At 51.4% G+C, this 25,890-nt stretch carries 24 protein-coding genes and 1 other annotated feature; of the genes, 8 read left to right on the forward strand and 16 right to left on the reverse strand.

Features of this window, described 5'->3' with window-relative positions:
- Positions 1-64: 64 nt before the first annotated feature.
- On the reverse strand, positions 65-1,258 hold the full coding sequence (locus L1F29_RS20690; RefSeq protein ID WP_258383942.1) for a M20 metallopeptidase family protein: 1,194 nt from the start codon (positions 1,256-1,258) through the stop codon (positions 65-67).
- Positions 1,259-1,635: 377 nt separating this feature from the next.
- On the opposite strand from L1F29_RS20690, the gene L1F29_RS20695 reads away from it, so the two are divergent.
- Both L1F29_RS20695 and ftsW read left to right on the forward strand, forming a co-directional pair.
- Positions 1,636-1,980 carry a YugN family protein gene (locus tag L1F29_RS20695; protein ID WP_258383943.1) on the forward strand — a complete coding sequence of 115 codons (345 nt, stop codon included), beginning with the start codon at positions 1,636-1,638 and terminating at the stop codon, positions 1,978-1,980.
- An 18-nt stretch (positions 1,981-1,998) separates the two neighbouring features.
- Entirely contained in the window at positions 1,999-3,180 is a 1,182-nt protein-coding gene (ftsW, locus tag L1F29_RS20700) for a putative lipid II flippase FtsW (RefSeq protein ID WP_258383944.1), read from the forward strand.
- A 62-nt stretch (positions 3,181-3,242) separates the two neighbouring features.
- On the opposite strand, the gene L1F29_RS20705 is transcribed toward ftsW, so the two are convergent.
- Positions 3,243-3,620: an Asp23/Gls24 family envelope stress response protein gene (locus tag L1F29_RS20705; RefSeq protein ID WP_258383945.1), complete on the reverse strand. Its 378-nt coding sequence runs from the start codon at positions 3,618-3,620 to the stop codon at positions 3,243-3,245.
- A gap of 165 nt (positions 3,621-3,785) precedes the next feature.
- Between L1F29_RS20705 and cax the strand changes: the two genes are divergently transcribed.
- The gene (gene cax / locus L1F29_RS20710) at positions 3,786-4,847 is read left to right on the forward strand and encodes a calcium/proton exchanger (protein ID WP_258383946.1); all 1,062 of its coding nucleotides are present in this window, start codon (positions 3,786-3,788) and stop codon (positions 4,845-4,847) included.
- Positions 4,848-4,942: 95 nt separating this feature from the next.
- On the opposite strand, the gene L1F29_RS20715 is transcribed toward cax, so the two are convergent.
- The 5 genes from L1F29_RS20715 to L1F29_RS20735 form a co-directional block, all read right to left on the reverse strand.
- Complete coding sequence (locus L1F29_RS20715) at positions 4,943-5,227, reverse strand: Fpa/YlaN family protein (RefSeq protein ID WP_258383947.1); 285 nt, start codon at positions 5,225-5,227, stop codon at positions 4,943-4,945.
- A 140-nt stretch (positions 5,228-5,367) separates the two neighbouring features.
- Complete coding sequence (locus L1F29_RS20720; protein ID WP_258383948.1) at positions 5,368-5,610, reverse strand: HPr family phosphocarrier protein; 243 nt, start codon at positions 5,608-5,610, stop codon at positions 5,368-5,370.
- An 84-nt stretch (positions 5,611-5,694) separates the two neighbouring features.
- The gene (locus tag L1F29_RS20725; RefSeq protein ID WP_258383949.1) at positions 5,695-6,810 is read right to left on the reverse strand and encodes an aminopeptidase; all 1,116 of its coding nucleotides are present in this window, start codon (positions 6,808-6,810) and stop codon (positions 5,695-5,697) included.
- 74 nt (positions 6,811-6,884) lie between these two features.
- Positions 6,885-7,607 (reverse strand): hypothetical protein, encoded by a 723-nt coding sequence (locus tag L1F29_RS20730; protein WP_258383950.1) that lies wholly within the window; start codon positions 7,605-7,607, stop codon positions 6,885-6,887.
- 153 nt (positions 7,608-7,760) lie between these two features.
- The gene (locus L1F29_RS20735) at positions 7,761-9,698 is read right to left on the reverse strand and encodes a sensor domain-containing diguanylate cyclase (RefSeq protein ID WP_258383951.1); all 1,938 of its coding nucleotides are present in this window, start codon (positions 9,696-9,698) and stop codon (positions 7,761-7,763) included.
- A gap of 395 nt (positions 9,699-10,093) precedes the next feature.
- On the opposite strand from L1F29_RS20735, the gene rpsD reads away from it, so the two are divergent.
- Complete coding sequence (gene rpsD / locus L1F29_RS20740) at positions 10,094-10,693, forward strand: 30S ribosomal protein S4 (protein ID WP_258383952.1); 600 nt, start codon at positions 10,094-10,096, stop codon at positions 10,691-10,693.
- Positions 10,694-10,827: 134 nt separating this feature from the next.
- On the opposite strand, the gene floT is transcribed toward rpsD, so the two are convergent.
- The 3 genes from floT to tyrS all read right to left on the reverse strand — a co-directional run bounded on the left by floT (position 10,828) and on the right by tyrS (position 14,385).
- Positions 10,828-12,360, reverse strand: coding sequence for a flotillin lipid rafts scaffold protein FloT (floT, locus tag L1F29_RS20745; RefSeq protein ID WP_309252421.1), 1,533 nt, complete (start codon positions 12,358-12,360; stop codon positions 10,828-10,830).
- Positions 12,361-12,401: 41 nt separating this feature from the next.
- Entirely contained in the window at positions 12,402-12,929 is a 528-nt protein-coding gene (locus L1F29_RS20750; RefSeq protein ID WP_258383953.1) for an NfeD family membrane protein, read from the reverse strand.
- 199 nt (positions 12,930-13,128) lie between these two features.
- Positions 13,129-14,385: a tyrosine--tRNA ligase gene (tyrS, locus tag L1F29_RS20755; protein ID WP_258389758.1), complete on the reverse strand. Its 1,257-nt coding sequence runs from the start codon at positions 14,383-14,385 to the stop codon at positions 13,129-13,131.
- 129 nt (positions 14,386-14,514) lie between these two features.
- Positions 14,515-14,794, reverse strand: a binding site (T-box leader).
- Between the two features lie 184 nt (positions 14,795-14,978).
- On the opposite strand from tyrS, the gene L1F29_RS20760 reads away from it, so the two are divergent.
- Positions 14,979-18,086 carry a transglycosylase domain-containing protein gene (locus tag L1F29_RS20760; RefSeq protein WP_258383954.1) on the forward strand — a complete coding sequence of 1,036 codons (3,108 nt, stop codon included), beginning with the start codon at positions 14,979-14,981 and terminating at the stop codon, positions 18,084-18,086.
- Positions 18,087-18,224: 138 nt separating this feature from the next.
- Here the strand turns inward: L1F29_RS20760 and acsA are convergent, their stop codons facing one another.
- Entirely contained in the window at positions 18,225-19,949 is a 1,725-nt protein-coding gene (acsA, locus tag L1F29_RS20765; RefSeq protein ID WP_258383955.1) for an acetate--CoA ligase, read from the reverse strand.
- Between the two features lie 199 nt (positions 19,950-20,148).
- Here acsA and L1F29_RS20770 point away from each other — a divergent pair, with 199 nt between their 5' ends.
- Together L1F29_RS20770 and L1F29_RS20775 are read left to right on the forward strand one after the other, a co-directional pair.
- The gene (locus tag L1F29_RS20770; protein ID WP_309252319.1) at positions 20,149-20,781 is read left to right on the forward strand and encodes a GNAT family N-acetyltransferase; all 633 of its coding nucleotides are present in this window, start codon (positions 20,149-20,151) and stop codon (positions 20,779-20,781) included.
- A gap of 22 nt (positions 20,782-20,803) precedes the next feature.
- Positions 20,804-21,982 (forward strand): acetoin utilization protein AcuC, encoded by a 1,179-nt coding sequence (locus L1F29_RS20775; protein ID WP_258383956.1) that lies wholly within the window; start codon positions 20,804-20,806, stop codon positions 21,980-21,982.
- Between the two features lie 78 nt (positions 21,983-22,060).
- Here the strand turns inward: L1F29_RS20775 and L1F29_RS20780 are convergent, their stop codons facing one another.
- The 5 genes from L1F29_RS20780 to L1F29_RS20800 all read right to left on the reverse strand — a co-directional run bounded on the left by L1F29_RS20780 (position 22,061) and on the right by L1F29_RS20800 (position 25,258).
- Positions 22,061-22,765, reverse strand: coding sequence for a 5'-methylthioadenosine/adenosylhomocysteine nucleosidase (locus L1F29_RS20780; protein WP_258383957.1), 705 nt, complete (start codon positions 22,763-22,765; stop codon positions 22,061-22,063).
- Positions 22,765-23,769: a catabolite control protein A gene (ccpA, locus tag L1F29_RS20785; protein ID WP_258383958.1), complete on the reverse strand. Its 1,005-nt coding sequence runs from the start codon at positions 23,767-23,769 to the stop codon at positions 22,765-22,767. Before ccpA ends, L1F29_RS20780 begins: the two co-directional genes overlap by 1 nt.
- A 73-nt stretch (positions 23,770-23,842) precedes the next feature.
- The gene (gene ytxJ, locus L1F29_RS20790) at positions 23,843-24,199 is read right to left on the reverse strand and encodes a bacillithiol system redox-active protein YtxJ (protein ID WP_258383959.1); all 357 of its coding nucleotides are present in this window, start codon (positions 24,197-24,199) and stop codon (positions 23,843-23,845) included.
- Positions 24,200-24,270: 71 nt separating this feature from the next.
- The gene (locus tag L1F29_RS20795; RefSeq protein ID WP_258383960.1) at positions 24,271-24,678 is read right to left on the reverse strand and encodes a hypothetical protein; all 408 of its coding nucleotides are present in this window, start codon (positions 24,676-24,678) and stop codon (positions 24,271-24,273) included.
- Positions 24,679-24,811: 133 nt separating this feature from the next.
- Positions 24,812-25,258, reverse strand: coding sequence for a VanZ family protein (locus L1F29_RS20800; protein WP_258383961.1), 447 nt, complete (start codon positions 25,256-25,258; stop codon positions 24,812-24,814).
- 95 nt (positions 25,259-25,353) lie between these two features.
- On the opposite strand from L1F29_RS20800, the gene L1F29_RS20805 reads away from it, so the two are divergent.
- A complete protein-coding gene (locus L1F29_RS20805; protein ID WP_258383962.1) occupies positions 25,354-25,875 on the forward strand; it encodes a type 1 glutamine amidotransferase domain-containing protein in 522 nt (173 codons plus the stop codon).
- Positions 25,876-25,890 lie beyond the last annotated feature (15 nt).

Consider the following 25,890-nt stretch of genomic DNA (forward strand, 5'->3'; position numbering starts at 1 on the left):
CTTACCAGTAACATGATTGCAGCTAGCCGCCGTTTGCTCATCCCGTCATGAATCGGTCAATCGCTTAGCTTCTTTCTTTGCTTGCGAAGTCTTCCGCCATCGCGATCATCAGTCGGGCGGACATGAGCATCGAACGCTCATCAAGATCGAATCGCGGATGATGATGCGGGTATACCGCGTTACAGGCTGCATTTCCCGCTCCGACGAGCATGAAGCAGCCTTTGACCTTATGCAAATAATAGGTGAAATCTTCTCCCGCCATTATATAGGAGGACTGCTCGACCGCATCCTCGCCGAACAGCTCATTCGCAACGCGGAAAAACCGTTCCGCTTCGGCTTCGTCGTTAACCACAGGCGGGTATCCGTCCCTGTAATCAAGCGCCGTCTCTGCTCCATACAGTTCTCCTGTGTGCGTAACGATCGTTTCCAGCCGCTTGCGAATGCGTTCCCGGGCTTCTTCCGTGAACGTTCTGACCGTGCCCTTGATGCGGCAGCGTTCAGCAATAACATTGGCTGTGGAGCCTGCATGAAACGAACCGACGGAAACGACCGCAGGCTCAAGCGGGTTCATATTGCGGCTTACAATCGTTTGCAGCGATTGCACCAGCCCTGAGCCGATCACGATCGTATCGACCGTTTCATGCGGAAGGCCGCCATGGCCTCCTTTTCCGACGATATCGATATAGAACTCGTCCGCCGCCGCCATGAAAGGCCCGCCTTTCGTGGCTACTTTGCCGTACGCAAGCGGAGTCCATAGATGGACGCCATAGATTGCATCGACTTCCTCCAGCGCACCTTCGGCAATCATGCCGACCGCGCCGCCCGGCGTTACTTCTTCGGCAGGCTGGAACAGAAGCCGCCGCTCCCCGGCAAACTGCTCACGCCGCGAGACGTAGTAGCCTGCAATTCCGAGCATCGTGGCCGTATGCGCATCATGGCCGCATGCATGCATCACGCCAGGCACGGCGGATGCGTAATCGCACGCTTTCTCATCTTGAATCGGCAGGGCGTCGATATCGGCCCGAAGCGCGATGACCGGTCCAGGCCGAGTGCCTTGAATAGTGGCGATCAATCCATATCCGCCCACGCCTTCTTGCACGTCGCATCCGATTTCCTTCAATTTCTGCGCAATCCACTCCGATGTAGCCTGTTCATGGAATGAAAGCTCGGGATGACGATGCAAATACCTGCGCCACTGCACCATATCCGGGTAGATGGTTTGCAGCGATTGCAGAATCTCATCATTCATGTCCTTCATGCCCGCAAACCTCCTCGTCTTGCCTCATCTCTCCCCATTGTACCAGAACGATTCATACCACTGAAAGTAAATTGCAATCGTTCCTCCATCAATTTCGTAAAAATGTCACTTTTCACTCATTACGGGGGCCTGACTAAGGCTTGCACTGGCTGGGGAAACATACTATCATGGTAAAGAAACCTGCTTAGATGCTAGGTCTGTTGCTGTTAGGAATCCGCGTACAGCTTTGCGCTTCGCAGTCTATGAAACCGTGCATCCTAAACGCTTCAATAGGCGTGCTCTGCACACAAACTTTAGCCGATCCTTCCGTTGTGAGTTTTGGTTCATGCCTCTCCTTCGGCCGCGTTCTGCACACAAACCTTTTAGGAGGACCCTTAATGATTATTGAGAATACAGGCCTGAACGGCTTGACTAGTGAGCTTGCCCATCTCGACGATACAGCCGAGAAACTCGGATTCGTTCGTTGGCAGTGGGAGTATTACCGCGCAACGTATGACTTGAAGCTGGAAGACCGCGCCAACCAGCAGGATTATTTCCTTCGCATTAATACCCGTGCCATCGAAGGTAAACTGGAGTCTGCATATGCCGTGCTGCAGGTTGAAGCAATATACATAGGACGAGCCACTTTCCCGCACGGACTAGACTATGAGTCGCCTGTACCGCAGCCGATCCTTAACGCTGCGACACAACGGCTGCAAGAATTGAAAAAACTTCTCGCCTAGAGCGGGGAGGGTCCCCAGATGAAAACAAAGACGAACGGCCTGCGCGGCAGGCCGGATTTCTTGCTTCTCGTCCTTACGCTTCTACTCGTCGGCTTCGGCCTCGTTATGGTATTTAGCGCCAGCTCCAATACCGCCGTCGTGTCCAAGGAATTCGACTTCGATGCGCTTTACTTTACGAAGCGGCAGTTACTCTTTGCAATCGTTGGAATCGGCATGATGTTCGTAATTATGAATATTCCTTATACGAAGTTCAAGAAGGGCTTCATCCTTTACTTCATTCCCGTTGTCATTATGCTCATACTCGTACCGTTCATCGGGGAAGAAAGAAACGGTGCAAAAAGCTGGTTCGGCATCGGGTCATTCGGCGTTCAACCGACGGAATTTGCAAAGCTGGGCCTTATTCTATATTTGGGATCGCTTATTTCCAAGAAGGGCGATAAATTTCGGGATTTCAAAAAAGGATTGCTGCCGGTTTTCGTCATTGTTGCATTCATCTGCGGACTTATTATGCTTCAGCCTGACTTGGGATCAAGTATTGTTATCGCCGGATGCGCGCTCATTATTATCGTAGCAGGCGGAGCAAATTTGAAGCAGCTTTTCCTTGCAGGCATTATTATGACATCTATTGTGGCTGCCTGGGCCAGCATCTCCATGATGAAAGATCCAGGAGCGTGGAATTACCGGATTGACCGGTTCACTGCTTTCATGGATCCGACAAGCGATGAGCTCGGAAGCACGTATCACCTGTCCCGTTCACTGCAAGCGATCGGGCACGGGGGATTGACAGGAGCCGGCTTCGGTCACAGCGTACAGAAACTGAAGTATTTGCCGTATGCATACAGCGACTTTATTTTCGCTGTCATTGCAGAAGAATTCGGCTTTATCGGAAGCATGCTCTTCCTCTTGTTCTATCTCTTCTTCTTGTGGCGAGGGCTGCTTGTCGCCCTTCGATGCAAGGATCCCTACGGGACGATCGTCGGCGTCGGTATCGTCAGCCTGTTCGCCCTCCAAACCGTCATTAACATTGGCGGTGTGACGGGTGCGATGCCGCTTACCGGGGTTACGCTTCCGTTCATCAGTCATGGGGGGTCCTCGCTGCTTGTCTCGCTCGCTTCCATGGGCGTACTGCTAAGCATATCGCGCGAATACTACAAACAGGACAAGACCCCGTCCAACTACAAAAAGAAACAGCGCATCTAAGGTGCGCTGTTTCTTTATTTAATCGTTCAATGCTTCATTAAGTATTGGATAGCAGACATGATTTATTTGACGCGGTTCACGTCATCCAGTTCCTCTTCCTTGAACATTACGCCTTCTACCTTTACATTCACTTCAACGACTTGAAGCCCTGTCATGTTCTCCACCGCTTCGCGTACATTTTGCTGCAGGAGGCGGCACACTTCTTGAATGGGAATGCCATACTTTACAATGATACGTAAATCGATTGCGGCTTCTAGCTGTCCGACTTCGACCGATATGCCCTTCTGTACATTCTTGCCGCTTAACCGCTTGGCAAGTCCTTCCGATATTCCGCCCGACATCCCTGCGATCCCTGGCGTTTCCAGCGCTGCAAGTCCCGCAATGGTGGCGACTACGTCATCTGCGATACGAATAATGCCCGTTTGAAGTTCTTCTGTCATGCCACACACTTCCTTTTCGCCTTATGTTTCCATTGTAATAGATGGCACTCAACGAATCAAGGCTCCCCCTGCTTTCCGGAGTTTAAGTTTAGATGAACCGCTTATTTGGTTATATTGTTTAACAGAATTGCCCAATTAACCCGGAATGGATGAGGTGTCGACCGAATGAATCAAAAACTTTTTTTTACTGCATTAATCGTCCTGTTCGTTCTAAGCGGGATCGCACATTTTGCCCATTGGAGCCCGATTGCGCAATTCATATTATCCGCCCTAGCAATCTTATTCGTTGCCGGGTTTCTTGGTAAAGCGACCGAGAGCGTGGCTCACTATGCCGGCCAGCGCCTGGGAGGGTTTCTTAACGCCACGTTCGGCAATGCAGCGGAGCTGATCATTGCGATCTTCCTTGTGAAGGAAGGTTTATTCGACATGGTCAAGGCGAGTCTGACCGGTGCCATTATCGGAAATCTGCTGCTCGTGCTTGGTCTGAGCGTGCTTCTCGGCGGATTGAAATTCAAGGAACAAAAGTTCAACATTCAGCTGGCAAGCCACAATTCATCCTTGATGATTCTTGCCGTTATCGGACTGTTCGTTCCCGCCATGTTCGTGATGAATCAACATTTCTCGCCCGAGAAGAGCGAGCTGCTCAGCTTATCTGTGGCCGGGATACTCATCGTCGCATATGCGCTCTGGCTCGTCTTTTCCATGGTGACGCATAAGAATTTACTCTCTGAGGTTGAAGAGGCAGCTGGAGAGCATGGAGAGTCCCCAGCCTGGTCCAAGGGACGTTCCATCTTGTTCCTGATCGTAGCAACCGTCATGACCGCCTTCGTCAGTGAATGGCTTGTGGGGACTCTGCATACGTTCACGAACGAGTTCGGCTTCAGTGAGCTATTTCTCGGAGCCTTCGTCATCGCAATCGTCGGTAACGCCGCAGAGCACAGCGCAGCGGTCTTGCTGGCAATGAAGAACAAGATCGGGGCAGCGGTCGAGATCGCCGTCGGCAGCAGTCTGCAGATTGCCTTGTTCGTTGCCCCTGCGCTCGTGTTCATCAGCTTGCTGTTCGGCAAACCGATGGACATCTTATTTACCCCGATCGAAATCGCGGCCATCGCCGTATCCGTCTTTATCGCAACGTCAATCTCCAAGGATGGCTCAACGAATTGGTATGAAGGCGTTTTGCTGGTTATGGTCTATGTTATTCTTGGTTTTGCGTTTTATTTCGTTTAAGGTCCGATAGGCTGCAAGCCGCTTCCGAGGGAGCGGCTTCTTCTGATTGCCTTGATTATTTCATGCAAAAAAAAGAAGCCTCATGCATGAGGCTTCTACTTGTTGTTCAGCGCTTCGTATAGCTTTGCCAAATCGCGTTCCAGCTTGCTAATGATTTCTTTGCCCGTCGATTCGGACACGAGGCCTGCACGGACGGCAAAGTCAACTTCTCTTGAGAAGCCGTACATCTGCGTGTCCAACACTTCTTCATAGAGCGGACATTGTCTGGTCGTCAAATGCTCCATTTGGACTTCAATCAGCTTTTCGATTTTATAGGCATCTTCCTGAAGGAGATTGAGCGCTTTTTGGTTCAAATGGATGAGAACTTCGGATGAAGACATCGTACTCCCCCTTGTGCGTAATGCTCGCCGTCTTCTATACCTTTTATATTAAACAAAAAGCATCGAATACACAAGGACAAAACAACAAAGCACCGCCCTGTTATAAAAACAGTGCAGTGCTTCGAATGATTGGAGATCAATTATTCAGCTACGATTCGAATGTCGAGATTGTGCTTGGCGAATACTTCCGCCATTGCGGCTTGCGCTTCATTCGCATCCGGTCCATGGACATGCAGCTCATAGGAGTGTCCGCCAACCAACGTGGTGAATAGGCCAAGAATACTTTTGACGTCGATATATTTGTTCTCGGCTTGGAGAACGATGGACGATCTAAATTTATTGGCTGTTTGAGAAATGTCTACGATTGCCGCGTTATTGGACATAAGTTATCCCTCCAGTATTAGTTAAAGCTGCTAGCAATGCTTTCCTCCATCATACCCCGGATTCGATTCTCGTACAAGGGAATTTTACTTCAAATTTTCCGGATTTAGCGCCTCAAGCTCCGGTATTACAAAACGCCCGTCCTTCCGGATCAGCCGATCGTCGAAATAGATCTCGCCTCCTCCGTATTCGGGACGCTGGATGAGGACGAGATCCCAATGCACCGCCGACCGGTTTCCGTTATCGGTTTCCTCGTAAGCCTGGCCCGGCGTGAAATGCAAGCTTCCTGCAATTTTCTCATCGAACAAAATATCTTTCATCGGATGCAGAATGTAAGGATTAAACCCGAGACTGAACTCGCCGATATAGCGGGCGCCTTCATCCGTATCCAATATTTCGTTCAGCTTGTTCGTATCGTTGGAGGTCGCCTCGATAATTTTTCCGTCCTTGAAGGTGAAGGAAACTTGTTCGAAAGTGACGCCTGAATACAGCGAGGGCGCATTGTATGTAATCTTGCCTTGGACGCTGTTGCGGACAGGGCAGGAGAACACTTCGCCGTCCGGTATGTTGCGGTGTCCCGCACATTTTTTGGCGCCGATGCCCTTGATGGAGAACGTAAGGTCCGTACCCGGAGATACGATGCGGACGCGATCTGTTTGCTTCATAAGCGCTTCAAGCGGATTCATCGCCAGGTCCATCTTGGCATAATCCAGATTGCATACGTCAAAATAGAAATCCTCGAACCCTGCTGTGCTCATGTTCGCCAGCTGTGCCATAGAATCGTTCGGATAACGCAGGACGACCCATTTGGTATGCTTGACTCTGCGCTCGGAATGGATCGGATGGCGGTACAGCCGCTCGTAGAGCTGCATGTTCTCGCTTGGCACATCCGCCAATTCGTTCGCGTTCCCTCCTGCGCGTATCGCGATATACCCTTGCATCGCTTCCATCCGCTTCAGATCAAACGATGCCCACAATTCGATTTGTTCCTTGGTCGCATGCATCAGCATCGTTCGCAGGACGGAACGGTCGCTCGTTTCCACGAATGGACGCCCGCCGCGCTTCGCCACTTCTTCAACGAGACATTTCGCAAGCTCCCTTTCGGAGCCGATCATGTCAATAAGCACATTATCTCCAGGCTGTACGTCAATCGAATACCCAGCCAAATTCGAGGCCAACGTTTGCAACCGGCGATCACGCATAACTGCCACATCCTTCTTCTTTATTCTCAGACTAACCATAACATGTTTCGATATTAGCTGCACTTGATCCCGTATTATTCGGTTATAAAGATCAACTCGGATTTACGTTCTTCACGCTGATTCTTGCCGTCAGCCTTATATTGAAGCACGGTGTGCTCGTGAAGCTTCAATGGCAGCAGACGTTTTCGGTCGATAATAAGTTGATAGGTCGTATCTACATTCAACGTATTAAGCATCTCGGCAAGCTGTTTCCGCGATCGGCTAATCTCATCGGCCCTCTCCTGTTCGTAAGACATGCGATTGCCCGCTTTCAAAGAAAGCTTGCGGCCCGCCCCATCAGCAAGTTCATCGTCCTTGACCAGACGCTCGAATGCCTCATTTTGCTTTTTGATCCATGTGCGGCGCGATGCCGCTTTATCCGGCACGATACGAAGAACGGCTGTCCGTTCACCGCTATTGGCAGCGACCAGCTCAGTCGTTGCTGCGGTAGCCTCAATATGCTTCAGCAGGTTGAAGGGCTGCCGAGTAATCTGAATGTCTTCGTTATCTTTGTTCGACTTCACTTGAATCCGTTTATGATCCTCCACCGACCCTTGGAACGTAATGGGCTGGGCCGCTCCCATATCCGCCCCATATATCGATGTTGTTCCCGTGAAGGTGTATCTGTCCACCGCCGCCAAACCGGCAACGGTCAGCGACAACATTTCTTGCGGCGACTTATCACGGACCGTCGACTGACAGCCTGATAGGGCCGCAACCCCTATGATCAGGAGCGCAGCCTTCCTCCAAGTTCTCATCGGTAACCCTCCTGGTGAGATGATGTGTTTCCATTTCCGTTGTCACCGTTTATCGTTCGTTACTATGGAGCACATTATTCGGTAACATGGGATCCAGATTCCACGCACAAAAAGGCGCAGGATTTGCTCCTGCGCCTGCCTAAGGGTTATTGCCTATCGTCCGTTGTCCGTTCTCTCGTCAACGACGATTTGGTTACGACCGCCGTTCTTCGCTTCATAAAGCGCCATGTCCGCTCGATAGAAGAGGGACTCTACGCTAATCTTCTCGTCTTCACAAGTCCATTCCGACAAACCGCAGGATACCGTAACTCGCGGCGAAGTCGATTCTTCAACGCGGGAACGGATTCGTTCCGCGATCTTATAAGCTTGCTTAGACCGTATTTGCGGCAGATAGACGGCCAGCTCTTCGCCGCCCCAGCGAGCGGCAATATCGCTCTCGCGTATGACGGAGCGAATGACTTCGCTCACGGCTATCAGTATTTGGTCGCCCACCTGATGGCCGTATGTATCATTCACTTTCTTGAAATGGTCGATATCGACCAGTACTAATGAACCGTTGCGGTCCTTCCGCTGTCTCGACTGAATCTTCTCGTTCAAATAATGGCGTACATGCAGCCCTGTCAGATTGTCGGTAATCACCATCCGCCGAACCTCGGCATGAAGGGAAGCATTGGAAATCGCTAGCCCGATGTGAGTGGATAGAACTTGAATCAGCTTGTAATTCTCGTAAGAAAAGAAATGGGGGCTCTGATGCGCGACCATAATGACTCCTACGAGTTCGGAATTCGCCATGATCGGCGTGGCGATAAGCGACCTGGAGCGCGTCGATTCCATCATCTGTGATTGAACAAGCCGCGAGCTCCAATAATCGGATACAATGACCGGTTCCTTGGTTTGATAGACAATTCCCGAATATCCGAAATCAATCGAGACATGATCGGCCGTCAATACGGGAAAATTGCTGGACATCACTTGAAATAGATTATCTTTGCGGTTCAGCTGAAGCACGCAGCAATAATCCGCTTTGAAAATATGCAGCAGTTCCTTTGTCGTGAACTCAAAGATTTCATCCAGACGAAGCGATTGATTGAGACGCTGGGTCAATTCATTAATAAGCTGCAGCTCCCCGATCAGGAGATTCGATTGTTCGTATAGCTTGGCATTCTCGAAGGCTGAACCCGCGCTGCCGGCTAGCATAACATACGCTCCGATCTCCGATTCATCCCACTGCTCGCGCTTCATGGTTATGCCTAACACGCCGTACACGGCTTGCTTGCCGCTCATCGGAATGCCCAGCTGCAACGTGCCGTCTTCCAGAAACTCCAGATTAGGTTTGCTCTCAAGAAAAGCCTTCTCGTATAAATCATTGGCATTATTGCGGATAAACAGAGGTTTGATCCGCTGGTCAACATCGACAAAGTCCTGGGATAAATATAAAGTAAACGCTGCATAAGGATAGCATTTCTCCATAATATCCAGAAGCTCGCCGACAACGGAAGAAACATCGATCTGATCGTGCAACCGCTTCGTGGCTTTATATAATTTATCGCGCCGGCTCGCATCCTTCTCCAAAAACTGCTGCTGCTGCATCAGATCGCGAACGAACACATGCTCAAAACGATGATAAAAAATCGATATATAATGTAGAGCCGCTGTCTTAAGCCACTCCAGGATCCATTCGTTCGAACTTACGCCGTACCAGGCTAGCGCTGCGAATGCTTGGCTCGACGACCGCTTCTTAAGCGGAACGATGATAACTTCATCGGATTGGAAACATTCCATCGTTTCGCAGGCGGTGCTCACCCATTGACCTAACCGGTCATATTGATCATTGTCCGGCTTATGATGTCCGCCTATGGCAAGCTGCCGTCCGCTTACGTCAAACAGAATCTTCGTGCCAAGCATCGAGGATGGTACGGATTCCTCCACCCACTGGTGAAAGCTATCCTCCAGCAATGGAATGATATATGGCTCGTCTGTATCTTGGACATCCTCATGAACAAACCATATCGCTGGCTGCTGCGTATTGCTTTGAATATCCGACGTTCTCTCTACAATTGCCGGTTCGCCGATAATCATCGATTTTCGCATGGACGCAGCACCACCTTTCCAGTCTTGCCGTATTCTCTCTATCATAACGTAACTCTACGAGTTTTGCACTATAATAGGAGCATTTTACTAGGTCTTTAGATTCAAAATGCACATAATAATATCTGCCACTAAGCTTCGAAATGATTCTCTTGAACACAGCCCTGGTAATCTTGAATATTCTCAGTTGTTTTCCTTGACTTTCCCATACGGATTCATTAAAATTTATACTTGAATATTGGGAGCGGTTTTGTGTCACCCTCAAGAGACTGTCACTGGCAGGACTGCGGCTGAACATGCCTATCAGGGCTTCATCGGTAAGACCGATCGAACGCAGACAGCACTCGGCGAAACACCCATTTTCAAACATCCCATTTGAAGAAGGAGTTTTACGACACATGTCACGATATACAGGTCCTAAGTTTAAACTAAGCCGCCGCCTCGGCATCTCCCTTAGCGGAACGGGTAAAGAATTGAAACGCGCTTTCCCTCCAGGTCAACACGGCCCAACGCAACGCAAGAAACTGAGCGGCTATGGCATTCAATTGCAAGAAAAACAAAAGCTGCGTCACATGTACGGAATGAACGAAAAACAATTCCGCAACCTGTTTGACAAAGCTACCAAAATGAAAGGTATCGCGGGTGAAAACTTCATGGCGCTTCTCGAGAGCCGCCTGGACAACCTCGTATACCGCCTCGGCTTCTCGAACTCCCGTGCAGGAGCTCGTCAACTCGTTTCCCACGGTCACGTGACTGTAAACGGCAAAAAAGTTGACATCGCTTCTTACCTGGTTTCGGTTGGCGATGTAATCGGCCTGCGCGAGCGCAGCCGCGGTCTCAAAACGATCAAAGAATCGTTGGAAGGCCGTAACTATCTTCCAAACTACTTGGAGTTCAACGAATCTGCAGTAGAAGGCAAATTCATTCGCACTCCTGAGCGCGCTGAGCTTCCACAAGAAATTGACGAGAAGCAAATCGTCGAATTCTACAGCCGTTAATTAACCGGGGCTGTCCGGATCATCTGCCTGCGGATGTTCGGACAGCCTTGTTTTATGGTAAGAAGAATGCAGAAAGGTTATCCCGGACATCATGCATGTCTTGTCGGGATAACCTTTCTTTGATTTGATAACATTTATTCAGAGATATTAGGTACCGTCGGTGTGACAGCAGGATTCGCTGGTGCCTGCAGCGGTTTAACCGTTCCGTCCGCCGCTGGCGCTTTATTGCCGGTCAGACCTTTAATAAGCGATGTCAAATCGATGCCGGACACGTCTTTTAACATCTCGGGCGCGGTCGCCATTAACGATGTGACATAGTTGCTCACCCGGGCCGCTCCCTCTCCATGACCGGTATCGACTACAGTCAGCTTGTCGATATTCTTAATCGGTTCAGCCACTCTGCCGGCAAGCTCAGGCAGCATCTTAACGATAATATCGAGAACGGCGGCTTCGCCGAACTTCTCGAACGCTTCAGCCAACTTTTCCTTCGCTTCCGCTTCAGCCAAGCCGCGAAGACGGATGACTTCCGCTTCCGCAGTACCTTTAGCCCGCTCGGCATCCGCCATAGCCAGACCGTCCAGCCGCTTCTGCTCCGCATGGCCTTTCGCCTCCGCTTCGATCCGGTACTGCAGCGCATCGGCTTCACGAAGCCGCTTCGCTTTGTCGGCTTCCGCGGCTTGCTCGACGGCATACCGGTCGGCATCCGCCTTCTTCTTCACTTCCGAATCATATTGCTTCTCGCGGCGAAGAATCTCTTTGGTCTCCAGGTCGATCTCCCGCTCCTTGCGGACGATTTCCACCTTCATCTGCTCCTCGACCACGGATTGCTTGGCGCGCGCTTCATGGATCGCATACGCCTGGTCCGCTTCGGCCTTCGCCATATCTTGATCCTTCTTGAAGGATGCAACCTTCAACTGGTTTTCCTTGGATGCTTCCGCAATATTCGTATCGCGCAGCAGCTCCGCCTTCTGGCCTTCCTCTTCGGCCCGTGCTTTCTGAATCCTGGAATCCCGAATCGCTTCCGCTTCCGCAATTTCCGCATCCCGCTTGACTGCGGCAATTCTCGGTTTCCCCAGTGCATCCAAATAACCGTGCTTGTCACGAACGTCCTTGATCGTGAACGAAACGATCTGCAGCCCCATCTTCTTCAAATCTCTGGCTGCCACGCCCTGTACTTCCTGTGCGAATTTATCCCGGTTGCGGTATACTTCCTCGACGGTCATCGTCCCGAGAATAGCCCTCAGGTGACCTTCCAGTACTTCTTGGGCCTCGCTCTTAAGCGCTTCCGTCGGCTTGCCCATAAACTGCTCCGCCGCAGTAGCCACATCTTCGACCGCCCCGCCGATTTTAATAATGGCGACGCCATCCGCCAAGACCGGAACACCCTGTTCCGTGTAAACTTCGGGTGTCGAGACGTCCAGCTTATGCGAGAGCAGCGACAAGAAATCGGAGGTCTGAAAGACCGGAAGGATAAAGGCGCCGCCGCCGCGTACGATCTTTATCTTTCTTCCCGTTTCATCAATATCGACGTTCTTGCTGCCCAAGAATGAACCGGTTACAATCATGGCCTCGTCCGGGCCTACTGTCTTGTATCTTGCCCAGAACGCCAAACCTAGTACGATCAGCACGCCCACCACTATAATAGGGATATACAAGTACTCAGGCAATTCCAAAATGACATTCTCCTCTCGGATCTCTCGTTTTCATCTTACATGTCGAGCTTCGACACCATGACCGCTCCATCCTTCACATCCACGACGACAACACGCGTTCCTGCCGGGATATTCTCGCCTTCATAGCTTGCGGCAATATGATTGGTTCGGCCTGCCCCTACCTTGATCATGACTTCGCCATAACCTCCGATCGGCACCGGCACGAGAACCTCTGCGATTGCCCCTGTCAGTTCCTTCATCGAATAGCCCGTCGAGTTCTCGCTTCTTTCCATCGGCCTGATGTAGAGGTAATAGACGAGAATTGCGGCTGCGATTGCGATAAGGATGGACAGGACGATTATTGCAGCGCTGCCCAGCGGACTGTAGCGGTGCAACAGCAGACCCGTTCCACCGAATACGGTAATGCCGCCGACAATCGACATAGGCTGCAGCCAATGATGACCGTCAAAGGAGAGAAAATCGAGCATGCCGTCCAAAGCCATGCTTAGCCAATCCCCAAATATGACGCTTACGACCGCGAACAGAACGCCTCCGACCAAACAAGACCAAAATAACGCTTCCATTGCCACCTCCCCCTCCGAACGTTATCCAGATATTAGAAGCGGTACCGGTATTTAATACGTAGCCAGCTAATAAAAAGTTTCGCTCGACTGAACTTGCTGCCCCGTTCATTATCGTTCTCATGAGCGGACGGACCGCAGCCGCTCTAAAATAAGCCAGACATCAACTGCCTGGCTTATTGATCAAGCAAGCGATGGCCAACTACGCGTCAACCCTCAGTTTAACGAACTTTCGTTTGCCTACCTGGAGGACGTCTCCGGTATTCGGCACGACTTCCGCGTTCGGATCGGTGAATTTCTCTTCATTAATCTTGACGGCTCCTTGCTGGATGCTGCGTCTCGCTTCGCTTCCCGAAGACTGCAGATCAAGAAGCGTCAGCAGCTTCACAATGCGAATCCGTCCGTTATCCAGTTCCCCTGCCGGAACGGCCGCTTCCTCGATATCCTCCGGCAGCGCACGCTGCTGGAACACCGTAATGAAGTGCTGCTCCGCCTCTTCAGCTGCCTGTTCGCCATGGTACATCCTTACGAAGATGCGGGCCAGCTGCATTTTTGCATCGCGCGGATGCATCGTGCCGTTCGCAAGCCCTTGACGAAGGTCCTCCAGCTGCTCATTGGACAAATCGGTTGCAAGCTCGTAGTATTTCACCATCAGCTCGTCTGGTACCGACATGGCCTTGCCATAAATTTGATTCGGCTCTTCATCGATGCCGATATAGTTGCCCAAACTTTTGCTCATCTTCTGCACGCCATCCAGACCTTCAATAAGCGGTGTCGTGATGGCGACCTGCGGCGACTTGCCGTATTCCTTCTGAAGCACCCGCCCCATCAGCAAGTTGAAGGTTTGATCCGTTCCGCCGAGCTCCACATCGGTCTCGAGTGCTACCGAGTCATATCCCTGCATCAGCGGGTAGAAGAACTCGTGAATGCCGATTGGCAAACCGGATACATATCTCTTCTTAAAGTCATCCCTCTCCAGCATGCGCGCAACGGTGACTTTGGCGGACAAAGTCAGGACGTCGGCAAAGTTCAGCGCTCCCAGCCACTGGGAATTGTAGTATACCTTCGTCCGGGCTTTATCCAAAACCTTGTATATTTGAGTCTGGTACGTCTCTGCATTCCGCTTCACATCTTCTTCACTCAGCTGCTTGCGGGTTTCGGATTTGCCCGTCGGATCTCCGATCCGTCCCGTAAAATCGCCGATAATTAGCTGTACTTGGTGGCCAAGCTCTTGAAATTGACGCAGTTTATGCAGCACAACCGTATGCCCGATATGAATATCCGGTGCGGATGGATCGAGTCCCAGCTTCACATTCAATGGCTTGTTCGTAGCCACGGAATTGGCAATTTTCTCTTTTAGCTCATCCTCTGGCACGATCTCGACTACGCCGCGGCGGATTACGCTCAATTGGCGTTCGACCTCCTGCTGCTGCTCCGGCGTCAGTTGCTCAAATTTCACCATAACAAAATCCACTCCTTAAATTATTTATATAAGTTGAGCCCAATACTACAAGAGATAGCAGGTACGATGATGGATGTTCCAATCCAAGGTTCAGCTTATATAGAAAACAAAAAAATCCTTTCGTCCTCAAGGGACGAGAAGGATTTGCTCGCGGTACCACCCTCGTTAGAGCAGCCCGTTATTGTTAAAAATTAGCAGATAAGCGGAGGCAGCTCTCACTTCATTTATGTAACGGACTGTAATCCGGAATCAGACTACTGGCTCAGACGGAAGTTCATCCGGTTAAGCGTTCGTCCGTTCAGCTCGAGGCGGTAATTCAAACTGCAGCGCGTACCGGTTCGCACCAACCACCGGCTCTCTGGAATCGTCAATCGACAGTTTTACTGATGCCTGTCTTAGCTTTTCGACATATGAATAATTGCTTTGATCCGTTATACCATAGACCTTGAAGATATGTCAACGTTCATGAGAAAGGCAGTCGGCAGCGGCAAATCCGTCTTCACGTTTCATAAAATTGAGCCGTAATGCCTGCTTTCGTTTGGCGATTTATGCTATAATAGCTCTGATAATCGGAGGAGGAGTATAACTTTATGGATGAAGAACGTGAGCAGAACGCAAATGGATACAGCCGATGGCGGACATTTGGCCTTGTGACGCTCATAACCGTAAAATGGCTATTTATTTTCGGATTATTGATCGGTTTGTTGACAGGAGGGATAGTAACCGGCTATGTCGCCTCCTTCGTCAAGGACGAGCCGATTCGTTCCAGTGCGGAAATAGAAGCAAAAGTGAATGAAAACGCCATCACCGGTTTCGTCTATTTTAACGATGGCATTACGCCGGTGGGTCAGCTCCGAACGGAAGAAGACCGCAGGTTGATCGAATATGAGGATCTGCCCGATTTTGTCATCGATGCCGTATTGGCCACGGAGGACAACAACTTCGACAAACATATCGGTGTCGACATTAACGGCTTGGGCCGTGCCGTGAAGCAGAAGCTGTTCAACGAGGATACCCAGACCGGCGGCAGCACGCTGACGCAGCAGCTGGCCCGGCGCGTATTTCTGAACCTGGACAAGACCGACAGCCGTAAGGTGAAAGAGATATTTTTGGCCTTGCGATTGGAACGTTTCTTAACGAAAGATCAGATCTTAACGGCCTATTTGAACAAGGTGCCATTCGGCACCGGAGCGAACGGATATAACTTGTATGGCATTAAGGCGGCAGCCAAAGGCATCTTCAACATCACCGATTTGAACAAGCTTCATATCGCCCAAGCTGCTTATTTGGCAGGATTGCCGCAGCGTCCTTCCGCGTATACGGCTTTCACCAGCAAGGGCAAATTTAACGAGAAGGGCTTCCAGCTTGCAATGGACCGGCAGAAGACTGTTCTTGGCCGCATGCTGGAGACGAACCGCATCACGCCTGCACAGTACGACGAAGCCATCAAATTCGATATCCGGGCAACTCTCGCCAAGCCGGTGCAGAAAGCCTATTCCACCTTCCCGTTCTTGATGCTGGAAGCAGAGCGGCAGGCGGCGGAAATTCTGGTCTTGCAGAAATATCCGAACATGACGCTTCCCGAAGTGCGCAACAAGGAGAATTCCGCCAAGCTTGCAGAAGCGCGTGAAGAGCTGCTTCGCGGCGGATATCGAATCCACACGACCATTGATAAGAGAATTTACAACATGATGCAGGAAATTGGATCGAATCCCGAGAATTTTACGCCCGACAGCAAGGAAAAAGGCGTGGAGCAGATCGGTGCCATTATGCTTGATCACAAGACCGGCGCGATCATAGGCATGCTGGAAGGACGGGACTTCTATCTGGAGCAGATGAACCATGCCACGCAGATGACCCGCCAGCCTGGCTCGACGATGAAGCCGATCGCGGCTTATCTGCCGGCACTTGAGAAAGGTCTTGTGCAGCCGGGAAGCATCCTGGACGACACGACGATGGTTCTGAAGGACGGTCAGAAGGGCTTCCATATTCCGAAGAACTCCACTAACAAATACTATGGTCTTGTCACTGCCCGGGAAGCGTTGAACCGGTCGCTCAACATGCCGGCGCTCAAGTTGTACAACGACAAAGTTACGATTTCGGAGGCTTGGAAATTCTCGCGGAAGCTTGGAATCACCACCATTAAACCAGAGGACGAATATGCTCAAACCGGCGTAATCGGCGGCTTGAGCATCGGCGTCACGGTCGAAGAGCTAACGAACGCATACGGCGCGATCGCCAATAAGGGCATTATGAATGATGCCTACATGATCAGTAAAATTACCGATTCCAAAGGAAACGTCGTTTATCAGCATGAGAACAGGCCGCTTCGCGTCTTTTCTGAGCGGACCGCATATCTGATGACGGATATGCTGCGGACCGTCATTTCCGATCCGAGCGGTACCGCCCATGCCTTGACATCGAGATTCAAGAACTATGGCAAGATCCCTATCGTCGGCAAAACCGGCTCGACATCCAGCTATGGCGACGTCTGGTTCATGGGTTACTCGCCTGATATAACATTAGGCGTATGGGCTGGCTATGAGAAACAGGCGCATACATTATCCAAGGATGGCCGTACTCGTGCCCGGAATATTTGGACGCTTATTATGAACAAAGCAACCGCTGAGAGGCCTGAGCTGTTCCCTACCAAGGAGTTTGCCAAGCCGGAAGGAATTGTCAAAGCAACGGTGTCCAGCGTCAGCGGCAAGCTTCCTACCGATCTGACCCGGGAGATGGGCAAGCTGGTTACCGATATTTTCAACAAGGACTTCTTGCCGAAGGAACGCGACGACGCGTTAGCTAAGATGGCATACATCCCTTATAACGGCGTCAATTACATTCCGAAGCCAACGACACCTTCCGATATGGTACGCGAGCAGATCGTGATCAAGCGGGAGAAGCCTCTGGATGTGCTTATGCAGGAAATCGAGAAAGCACAGTCTTCAATGTCTGCCAAGAGCAGACGGCCGCTCAGCTTCTATTTGCCAAGAGACGCTTCTAAGGATGCACCATCCAAGACCGACCCCCGCGTCGATGATGGCAGGGCGCCTTCGGCACCTTCCAACGTCCGGATAGAGCCTGTAAGCGGTCAGAGCGCATACCGCATCTCCTTCTCGTCATCACCTGAGAAAGATGTCGTCGGTTATCGCTTATATCGTTCATTGAATCAATCGGGTTACGCCAATGTAGGCTCTCCGGTCCTGACCGGCGAGGACACACGCTTCGTCAACTATACGAACGGCGGTATCACGTACACCTATTATGTAACAGCGGTCGATGTCGGCGGTCGTGAATCGGCCCCAAGCGCAATTGTCTCATCAAGCGGCAGAATGGTTTCGCCGGATCCGTCCGGACCTGATGCGACGCCTGGAAATTCGGGAGATAACGGAGCGGCGACCCCTCCTGGCGATAACGGTGCGGTAAGCGCCACTGCTCCCGTTGCTCCAGTCGGAGTGACAGCCGAGCGTACCGACATCGGGATCCGCGTATCCTGGACGGCTAACGCCGCTTCTGAACTGGTAACAGGCTATCAGGTCTATTACAGTGAAGGAAGCAAAGGTAAATTCAAGCTATTGGGAACAACGCAAGAGGCCCGGTTCGATTACGTATCGCCAATAACGAGCGGTTTCTTCCGCGTTACGGCTGTGAACGAATTCGGTGAATCCCGTTCCTCCGCCACAATTGAATTGAAATAAAATAAGGCTTCTGCCCTTCGGTACGCACGCTGCAGCTTAGCGCGAAACCAAATGGGCAGAAGCCTTTATTTATTTCTCTTAAACAGAATTAAGAGCCAACCGGAGAGGCTCCTGTTGGCTCTGTTACCGAAACAAATACTAATCTTCGATTGTTGAAAGATCCCCTGTCGGCAGGTTAAGCTCCCATGCCTTCAGAACACGGCGCATAATTTTGCCGCTGCGCGTCTTAGGCAGCTTATCTTTAAATTCGATCTCGCGAGGAGCGGCATGGGCTGACAGTCCGACCTTAACGAATTGCGTGATGTCGGCTTTCAACTCGTCCGAAGGCGTGTATCCTTCACGAAGTGCCACGAAAGCTTTAATGATTTCGCCCCGCATCGGATCGGGCTTCCCGATTACACCCGCTTCTGCGACAGCCGGATGCTCGACCAGCTTGCTCTCAACCTCGAAAGGACCTACACGTTCGCCGGCGGTGTTGATGACATCATCGATGCGGCCCTGGAACCAGAAGTAGCCTTCCTCGTCCTTATAAGCCGAATCCCCGGAAATATACCATCCTGGAATAACGAAGTACTCTTCGTATTTAGCCGGATTATTCCATATGGTTCTCATCATGGACGGCCACGGCGTCTTGATCGCCAAGTTGCCCATCCGATATGGGGGAAGCTCGTTGCCCGCATCGTCAAGAATAGTCGCTTGAACGCCAGGTACGGGACGCCCCATCGAACCCGGCTTGATTTCCATACATGGGTAGTTACAGATCAATTGACCGCCGGTCTCCGTCATCCACCATGTGTCATGAATACGCTGGTTATACACTTTCTGTCCCCAACGAACGACTTCGGGATTAAGCGGCTCGCCTACGCTTAGAACATGCCGCAAGCTGGTTAGATCGTATTGATTGACGACATCGTCGCCTGCGCCCATCAACATCCTGAAGGCTGTCGGTGCGCTGTACCAGACCGTCACGCGATACTTCTGCAGCGTATTGTACCAGTCCTGAGGGCTAAACCGGCCGCCGCGGATCACGTTGGTAGCCCCATTCAACCAAGGCGCAAAAATGCCGTACGAGGTGCCCGTTACCCATCCTGGATCGGCCGTACACCAGTAGATATCGTCAGGCTGCAGGTCAAGCACGACGCGACCTGTATAGTAATGCTGGATCATGGCATTCTGAACGTGGAAGACACCTTTAGGCTTGCCGGTAGAACCTGACGTATAGTGAATAATCAGTCCATCCTCGCGGCCTAGCCACTCGATCTCGGCTTCATCCGAGACACTCTCCATCTCGGCCTTGAAATCGATGATGCCTTCCTCTTGAGGCACATCGTCGCCAACAACAAAAATATGCTTCAATTCAGGAAGCTCGCTCCGCAGAATACGGGGCAGAAGTGCCGGTGTCGTTACGATCGCCACCGCTCCGCTGTCCTGCAGACGGTCCTTGACGGCCGTTTCCATGAATGCTTCGAATAGCGGGCCGACAATAGCGCCGACCTTGACGATGCCGAGAAGGCTGAAATAAAGCTCTGGCGTCCGCGGCATAAAAATAAATACGCGATCGCCCTTCCCGATGCCGCGATTGCGCAGTACATTGGCAAACCGATTCGATTGTTTGGAGATCTGCTCGAAGGTGTATGATTCGTCACGCTGGTTATCACTATAGTAAAGCGCAATTTTATCGCCGCGCCCTTGTTCTACATGACGGTCGATGGCTTCATAAGCCATGTTAACCTTTCCCGTTGCATGCCAAGAAAAGTGCTGCTCGATCTGAGCGAGGTCAAACTGATTATACGCTTCTTCGTAGTTCGTCATGTTGGAGCCGGTAGCCGTTGCCGGTAACCGTTCTTGATTCATATTTTCCATAATAATCATCATCCTCCTACCCAATGTACAATCTCTACTGGCCCCTGCAAGCGAAATCTCGGCCATGCACGGAGCAATAAACCATATATAGCGAATACGCTTACATATTATATCATAGCTAACCGCTTTTCATCCATTCCTTTTCATAGAGCCACTTTAATGCTATAAGTAATATAGACCTCGAAAGGAGTCATGGACCTTGGAACATCGCAAAATCATGCATGCAGAACGTCTGCCTTACGACGGCCGGGAAATCATCATCGAAGGACCGATTCCTCCGGATGCCCTGTCACGCCTTGCTCTCCATCCGGATCTGGACGCTTTTCGCAGGCCGGCTGAGCAGCATAAAGCGCTTATCGAGATCGCAGAGCTCGAGGAAGGGCGCATCATTGCAGCACGGGACGGAGAGACGATCGTGGGCTATGTCACGTTTCACTATCCGGACGAGCTGGAGACCTGGTCTGAAGGCGGTATGGACGATTTAATCGAGCTCGGCGCGATAGAAGTAGCGGACAGCTACCGGTCGCTGGGACTTGGCAAACGAATGATTCGCACTGCATTTGCCGGCGATCAGCTGGAGAATGCGATCGTGTATACAACGGAATATTATTGGCATTGGGATTTGGAAGGCACCAAGATGAACGTATGGGAATACCGGTCCATGATGGAGAAATTGATGCAGTCCGTCGGCATGGTTTGGTTTGCGACAGACGATCCCGAGATCTGCGCACATCCCGCTAACTGCTTAATGGTGCGCATTGGCAAGCACGTGCCGCTGTCGTCTGTCGAGCAGTTTGACCGCGTACGATTCAGACAACGATTCATGTACTAGTGAGGAAGGACGATGAGGACCGATGACGGCTAATGCCGTATTTATCCATCATCCGGGAACTGCCCGGTATCAATTCAATGTTGACCATCCCTTTCATCCGCACAGGCTGACGCTGACGCTCGATTTGCTCGAGTCCGCGGGCGCGCTGGATGCAGCCGATCGTATCGAACCCGAGCCGGCGGATGAAAGCATGCTCGCACTCGTCCACCGTGACGACTATATGAAAGCGGTTAAACAGTTAAGCGCCGACCGTCCGGACCCGGAATGGGTGATCCAGGCGGAGCGTTATGGACTGCGCTCCGAGGATACTCCTTTCTTCCCGGGCATGCACGAGGCCGCTATGGCCGTTGTAAGCGGCTCTGTATGTGCGGCGGACCTGGTTATGTCCGGACAGGCTCTGCACGCTTACCACATGGCTGGAGGCCTTCACCACGCGTTTCCTGACCGCGGCTCGGGCTTCTGCGTCTATAATGACGCCGCTATCGCTATTTCACATATCCGCAAGCGATACGGGGCTCGGGTGCTTTATATCGATACAGACGTTCATCACGGGGACGGCGTGCAGTGGACCTTTTACAATGACCCGGACGTCTGCACGTATTCCATTCACGAAACCGGCAAGTTTCTGTTTCCCGGGACCGGTTATGTATACGAACGAGGCAATGAGCATGGACGCGGAGCCGCGGTCAACGTCCCCGTAGAGCCGTACACCGAGGACGACTCATGGCTGGAAAGCTTTCAGACCTCGATCGAGAAAATAACGGCTGCGTTCAAACCGGACATCATCGTCAGCCAGCATGGCTGTGATGCGCATGCATTCGATCCGCTGTCTCATACCTATTGCAGCATGAGGATCTATCAAGCCATGCCGGCCATCATACATCGGCTTGCCCATAAGCACGCAGGCGGCCGTTGGGTTGCCGTCGGCGGCGGAGGCTATGACATGTGGCGGGTCGTTCCGCGCGCCTGGGCGCTGGTCTGGCTTGAGATGACAGACCATCCCTTGGCGGCTAAGCTCGCTGAAGCAGGCGCTAACGAACCGCTGCCCCAAACGTGGAGATCGCATTGGAGCGGACTGAGTCCGGACGAGCTTCCCGAATATTGGCTCGACGATACGTCAACTTGGCCGGCGATGCCAAGGCGCAATGAAATCGAAGAGAAGAACAGACAGACGACGAATCTGGCCATCCAAGAGCATTAAGCACAAGAAAGGCTATCCCCTTCAGCCTTGTCCGCGAGGAACGCTGGCTGTTTGGAGATAGCCTAATTAAACAGGATCTTACATTCGCTGAATCATATCGTCAATGATACGATGTGAATTTACTGCCGCTTCAACCGTAAATTCGGAGAAGTTAACATGCGCGGAACCGTCCGCTTTGTCCGACATCGCGCGAATGACGACGAACGGCGTATCGTTCATAGCGCAAACCTGCGCAAGAGCGGCGCCTTCCATTTCCGTACATGCTCCGTTCAACTCTTCATGAAGGAGCCGAACCGCTTCGCGGGAAGCGACGAACTGGTCTCCGGACAGCACCTTGCCCCGTACGCTCCGCCCGGGAAACAACCGATCGCAAGCATCAAGCGCAAGCTCGATTAGACGGGAATCCGCTTCATATTCCCATACGTCCTGATACGGAACTTGTCCGCGGGCAAAGCCGAGCGGGGTACAGTCCATATCATGCTGAAGGCATGTCGTCGAAACGACGATATCCCCAATATTCAAGGATGGATCTACTGCGCCTGCCACGCCTGTGAACAGCACGCAGTCTACACCCGCATCAATCATCAGCTGCGTACAAACCGCCGCGTTCACTTTGCCGACGCCGGATTTGCAGAAAATAACCGGACGCCCGTGAAGGGTTCCTTCTACATACGTAATGCCCGCCTTCTCGAACGATACCGACGTCTGAACATGCTTATGGAGCAGGTCAATCTCTTCTGCCATCGCACCGATGATACCAATCTTGTTGTACGTCGATGCCATTATTTATTGCCCACCGATTGGCGTGTTACGACCTCGTGCGGAAGTACGACCTTCGCATGTTCGACCGTTTCCTTCTTCATTAGTTTCGTCAGTAGACGCATGGAGACCGCACCGATATCATACATCGGCTGTGCCACTGCAGTAAGCTGCGGACGCACCATTGAAGCCATTCGGCTATTATCTACGCTGATAACCGAAATATCTTCCGGAACTTTAAGGCCGTAATCTTGAATGCAATGAATGGCGCCGATGGCCATCTCATCCGTTGCCGAGAATACCGCCGTTGGGCGCTTAGGCAGCTCCAGGAAGTACTTCATCGCATCTACGCCGGATTCATACCGGTAATTGCCGATGCGTACAAGCTCCTCGTCATACGGGATACCTGCCGATTGCAGCGCACGCTTATACCCTTGGAAGCGGGCGTAGCCGTTAGCCGGATCCTGAAGCGTTCCGCTAATCATTCCGATCGAGGTATGTCCTTGCTTGATCAGGAGCTGAACGGCATCGAATGCAGCCGCTTCGTGGTCGATATCGACCGAAGGGATAGCGCCGTTCTCATCCGTCGTTGCACAGAGCACAATCGGAACGTTAGCTGTTTTGAAAGCTTGCGCATGCTCTTCCGTTACCGTTCCGCCCATGAACAATAGCCCGTCTACCTGTTTCTCCAGCAGCGTGTTGATGACGCGGATTTCTTTGTCCTTCTTCTTGTCCGCGTTACACAGAATAATATTATAGTGGTACATGTTTGCGATATCTTCGATACCCCGTGCGACTTCGGCGAAGATCGCATTCGAAATATCAGGAATTACGACGCCAACGGTCGTTGTTTTCTTGCTCGCTAAACCACGCGCGACGGCATTGGGACGATAGCCCAGTCGTTCGATCGCTTCGAATACTTTCTTCCGCGTTTGAGGCTTCACGTTCGGGTTATTATTCACGACCCTGGAAACCGTTGCCATCGAAACGCCTGCTTCTCTTGCTACATCATAAATAGTTACCGTCACGGTCCTTCTCTCCATTAACTCAAATTTTCAGGTCTCGCTCCGCATTACTTTATCGTAATGATACGACAAAATATTACTTTTCGCAATGATGCCCGAGATGTTCGTCTAATGTCGAGTACGTTATGCGCCAATGCGAAGCATGCCAAACCACTTTTCCGTTCTCCACCAAAATCGTCTGAGGCGACTCATGTTTCAGCGATAATTTCGCAGAAATGGCTTCTGACACCACCCGGTTCTCTACAACGAGGACGAGAACGCAATTCAATGCCGACTGCTCCGCATCCTCGACCCAATTCGACAATTCCTCGAATGCGCCGGCGCTCGTTGGACAATGCGTGCTGTGTTTGAAGATGAGCAGCGGCCTGTCTTGCGATGAGGCATAAGCTTCTTCCCACTGGTCTAACGTCATCAGATTGCGAATCTGTTCCATGACCTCACTCCATTATTAGAACGTCCTTTACATCTTGACACCCGATCGGTGTTATGTTCGGGAACATCCGGTTACACCACGCTCCGGCTTAATTGAACGAGCCGCTTATGTATGTCAGCAACCCATACCTCATCCTGGGTCGATCGCGCCATCGTATACAAATCAAGAAGCATATTGATCCGGTCTTGAATCATGGATTTCACGACTGCCGGATCCGTGCTTCGTCGGTCATGATAAGCCTCTACTAACAAATCTGCCCATTCATTCCACTCGTTAAACAAATAAGTCTGTTTTACGGGTTGCGAGCCCAGTTTTCCGATCAATCCGGTCAGGTCGGGCTTAACCTCCGGAAATACCTCGCTGCGGTTGCAACTCTGGCAAGAATAAATCGGCACATTATCAATCTCTACCTTGCCGGAATAAATGACGGTTCGCAGCTTCATCGGCATCACATCGCCGCAAGGACAACGCTTTTGCAAATTGGTCCACTCCTTCTCGTGACAAAAGCATGATTTCCGATAACGGAAAAACAGTGCTTGACGATAAAGTATTCGACCTATTTCGCTTAAAGTCCTCCTAGAAGCGGCATTGTAATTTTTGCATGATTTCGCTTTATGATGCAATTTTTCGCCAGCGTGTCCGAATGAAAGGAATTGCGGTCAAGATCACCGCAATGGAAGCTCCAATAGCATCGTTGCGCACATCATAGATATCCGGCGAGCGGCCGCCCACGAAAGATTGATGATATTCATCGGAAACGCCATACAGTGTACAAAGGAAAACAATAAGAATCTTCACCGTTAAGCGGTCGGAGCTTTTGCCGAACGCATAATCAAACGTCAGCCCGAGGACAAAGTACGAAACAAAGTGCCCCCAGTCAAAGCTGGTCATGAATGGAAATAGCTTCTGAAACCAAGGCAGAACGGTACCAAGCTCGTCGCCCGTTCGCGAGGAGAAAGCGAATATAACAGCCATCCAGGCAACAGCGGGAAGGAATCGAAGCCAGCCCCGCTTGATGCGACTTGTCTTTGATGCAGCAGCGTACTCGGTTTGCTTCAATGGTTGCCCTCCGTTACAATTAATGAGAATGAATAATTTAGGAATGAATAGGAATGCCCCTTAACCGCGGCAGACTATTCGGAAAGGATGTTCTCATGACCTTACAAGGAAAAACAATTATTTGCCTGCTCGATGACGAATTCGAAGATTTGGAATTATGGTATCCGGTATATCGCGTACGCGAGGAAGGCGCTGTCGTGCTCTTCGCGGGACCGGAGAAAGGCCGCACGCATATTGGCAAATACGGCGTACCCGCCAAGGCGGATCTATCCTTCGACGAGATGGACGGCAGCCGGATCGACGGTTTGCTCGTACCGGGAGGATGGGCGCCGGACAAGCTTCGACGCTATCCTCAAGTGCTTCGGCTCGTGCAAGAAATGGACGAGGCACGTAAACCGATCGGTCAAATTTGCCATGCCGGATGGGTGCTCATCTCGGCTAAGATTCTTCAAGGCCGCAAAGTGACGTCAACGCCAGGCATTCGCGATGATATGGAGAATGCAGGAGCAGTTTGGTACGACGAAGCTGTCGTTGTGGACGGCAATATCGTCTCGGCACGCCGTCCTCCGGATTTGCCGCCATATGCCAAAGCATTCGTGGACGCACTGCGCAGTTAATGAACGTCCCTGCTA

The sequence above is a fragment of the Paenibacillus spongiae genome (assembly GCF_024734895.1).
In the GTDB taxonomy this organism is placed as follows: domain Bacteria; phylum Bacillota; class Bacilli; order Paenibacillales; family Paenibacillaceae; genus Paenibacillus_Z; species Paenibacillus_Z spongiae.

Coding starts and splice junctions, on each gene's coding strand:
- L1F29_RS20690 (WP_258383942.1), bottom strand. CDS start 1,258: ATGAAGGACATGAATGATGAGATTCTGCAATCGCTGCAAACCATCTAC.
- L1F29_RS20695 (WP_258383943.1), top strand. CDS start 1,636: ATGATTATTGAGAATACAGGCCTGAACGGCTTGACTAGTGAGCTTGCC.
- ftsW (WP_258383944.1), top strand. CDS start 1,999: ATGAAAACAAAGACGAACGGCCTGCGCGGCAGGCCGGATTTCTTGCTT.
- L1F29_RS20705 (WP_258383945.1), bottom strand. CDS start 3,620: ATGACAGAAGAACTTCAAACGGGCATTATTCGTATCGCAGATGACGTA.
- cax (WP_258383946.1), top strand. CDS start 3,786: ATGAATCAAAAACTTTTTTTTACTGCATTAATCGTCCTGTTCGTTCTA.
- L1F29_RS20715 (WP_258383947.1), bottom strand. CDS start 5,227: ATGTCTTCATCCGAAGTTCTCATCCATTTGAACCAAAAAGCGCTCAAT.
- L1F29_RS20720 (WP_258383948.1), bottom strand. CDS start 5,610: ATGTCCAATAACGCGGCAATCGTAGACATTTCTCAAACAGCCAATAAA.
- L1F29_RS20725 (WP_258383949.1), bottom strand. CDS start 6,810: ATGCGTGATCGCCGGTTGCAAACGTTGGCCTCGAATTTGGCTGGGTAT.
- L1F29_RS20730 (WP_258383950.1), bottom strand. CDS start 7,607: ATGAGAACTTGGAGGAAGGCTGCGCTCCTGATCATAGGGGTTGCGGCC.
- L1F29_RS20735 (WP_258383951.1), bottom strand. CDS start 9,698: ATGCGAAAATCGATGATTATCGGCGAACCGGCAATTGTAGAGAGAACG.
- rpsD (WP_258383952.1), top strand. CDS start 10,094: ATGTCACGATATACAGGTCCTAAGTTTAAACTAAGCCGCCGCCTCGGC.
- L1F29_RS20750 (WP_258383953.1), bottom strand. CDS start 12,929: ATGGAAGCGTTATTTTGGTCTTGTTTGGTCGGAGGCGTTCTGTTCGCG.
- L1F29_RS20760 (WP_258383954.1), top strand. CDS start 14,979: ATGGATGAAGAACGTGAGCAGAACGCAAATGGATACAGCCGATGGCGG.
- acsA (WP_258383955.1), bottom strand. CDS start 19,949: ATGGAAAATATGAATCAAGAACGGTTACCGGCAACGGCTACCGGCTCC.
- L1F29_RS20775 (WP_258383956.1), top strand. CDS start 20,804: ATGACGGCTAATGCCGTATTTATCCATCATCCGGGAACTGCCCGGTAT.
- L1F29_RS20780 (WP_258383957.1), bottom strand. CDS start 22,765: ATGGCATCGACGTACAACAAGATTGGTATCATCGGTGCGATGGCAGAA.
- ytxJ (WP_258383959.1), bottom strand. CDS start 24,199: ATGGAACAGATTCGCAATCTGATGACGTTAGACCAGTGGGAAGAAGCT.
- L1F29_RS20805 (WP_258383962.1), top strand. CDS start 25,354: ATGACCTTACAAGGAAAAACAATTATTTGCCTGCTCGATGACGAATTC.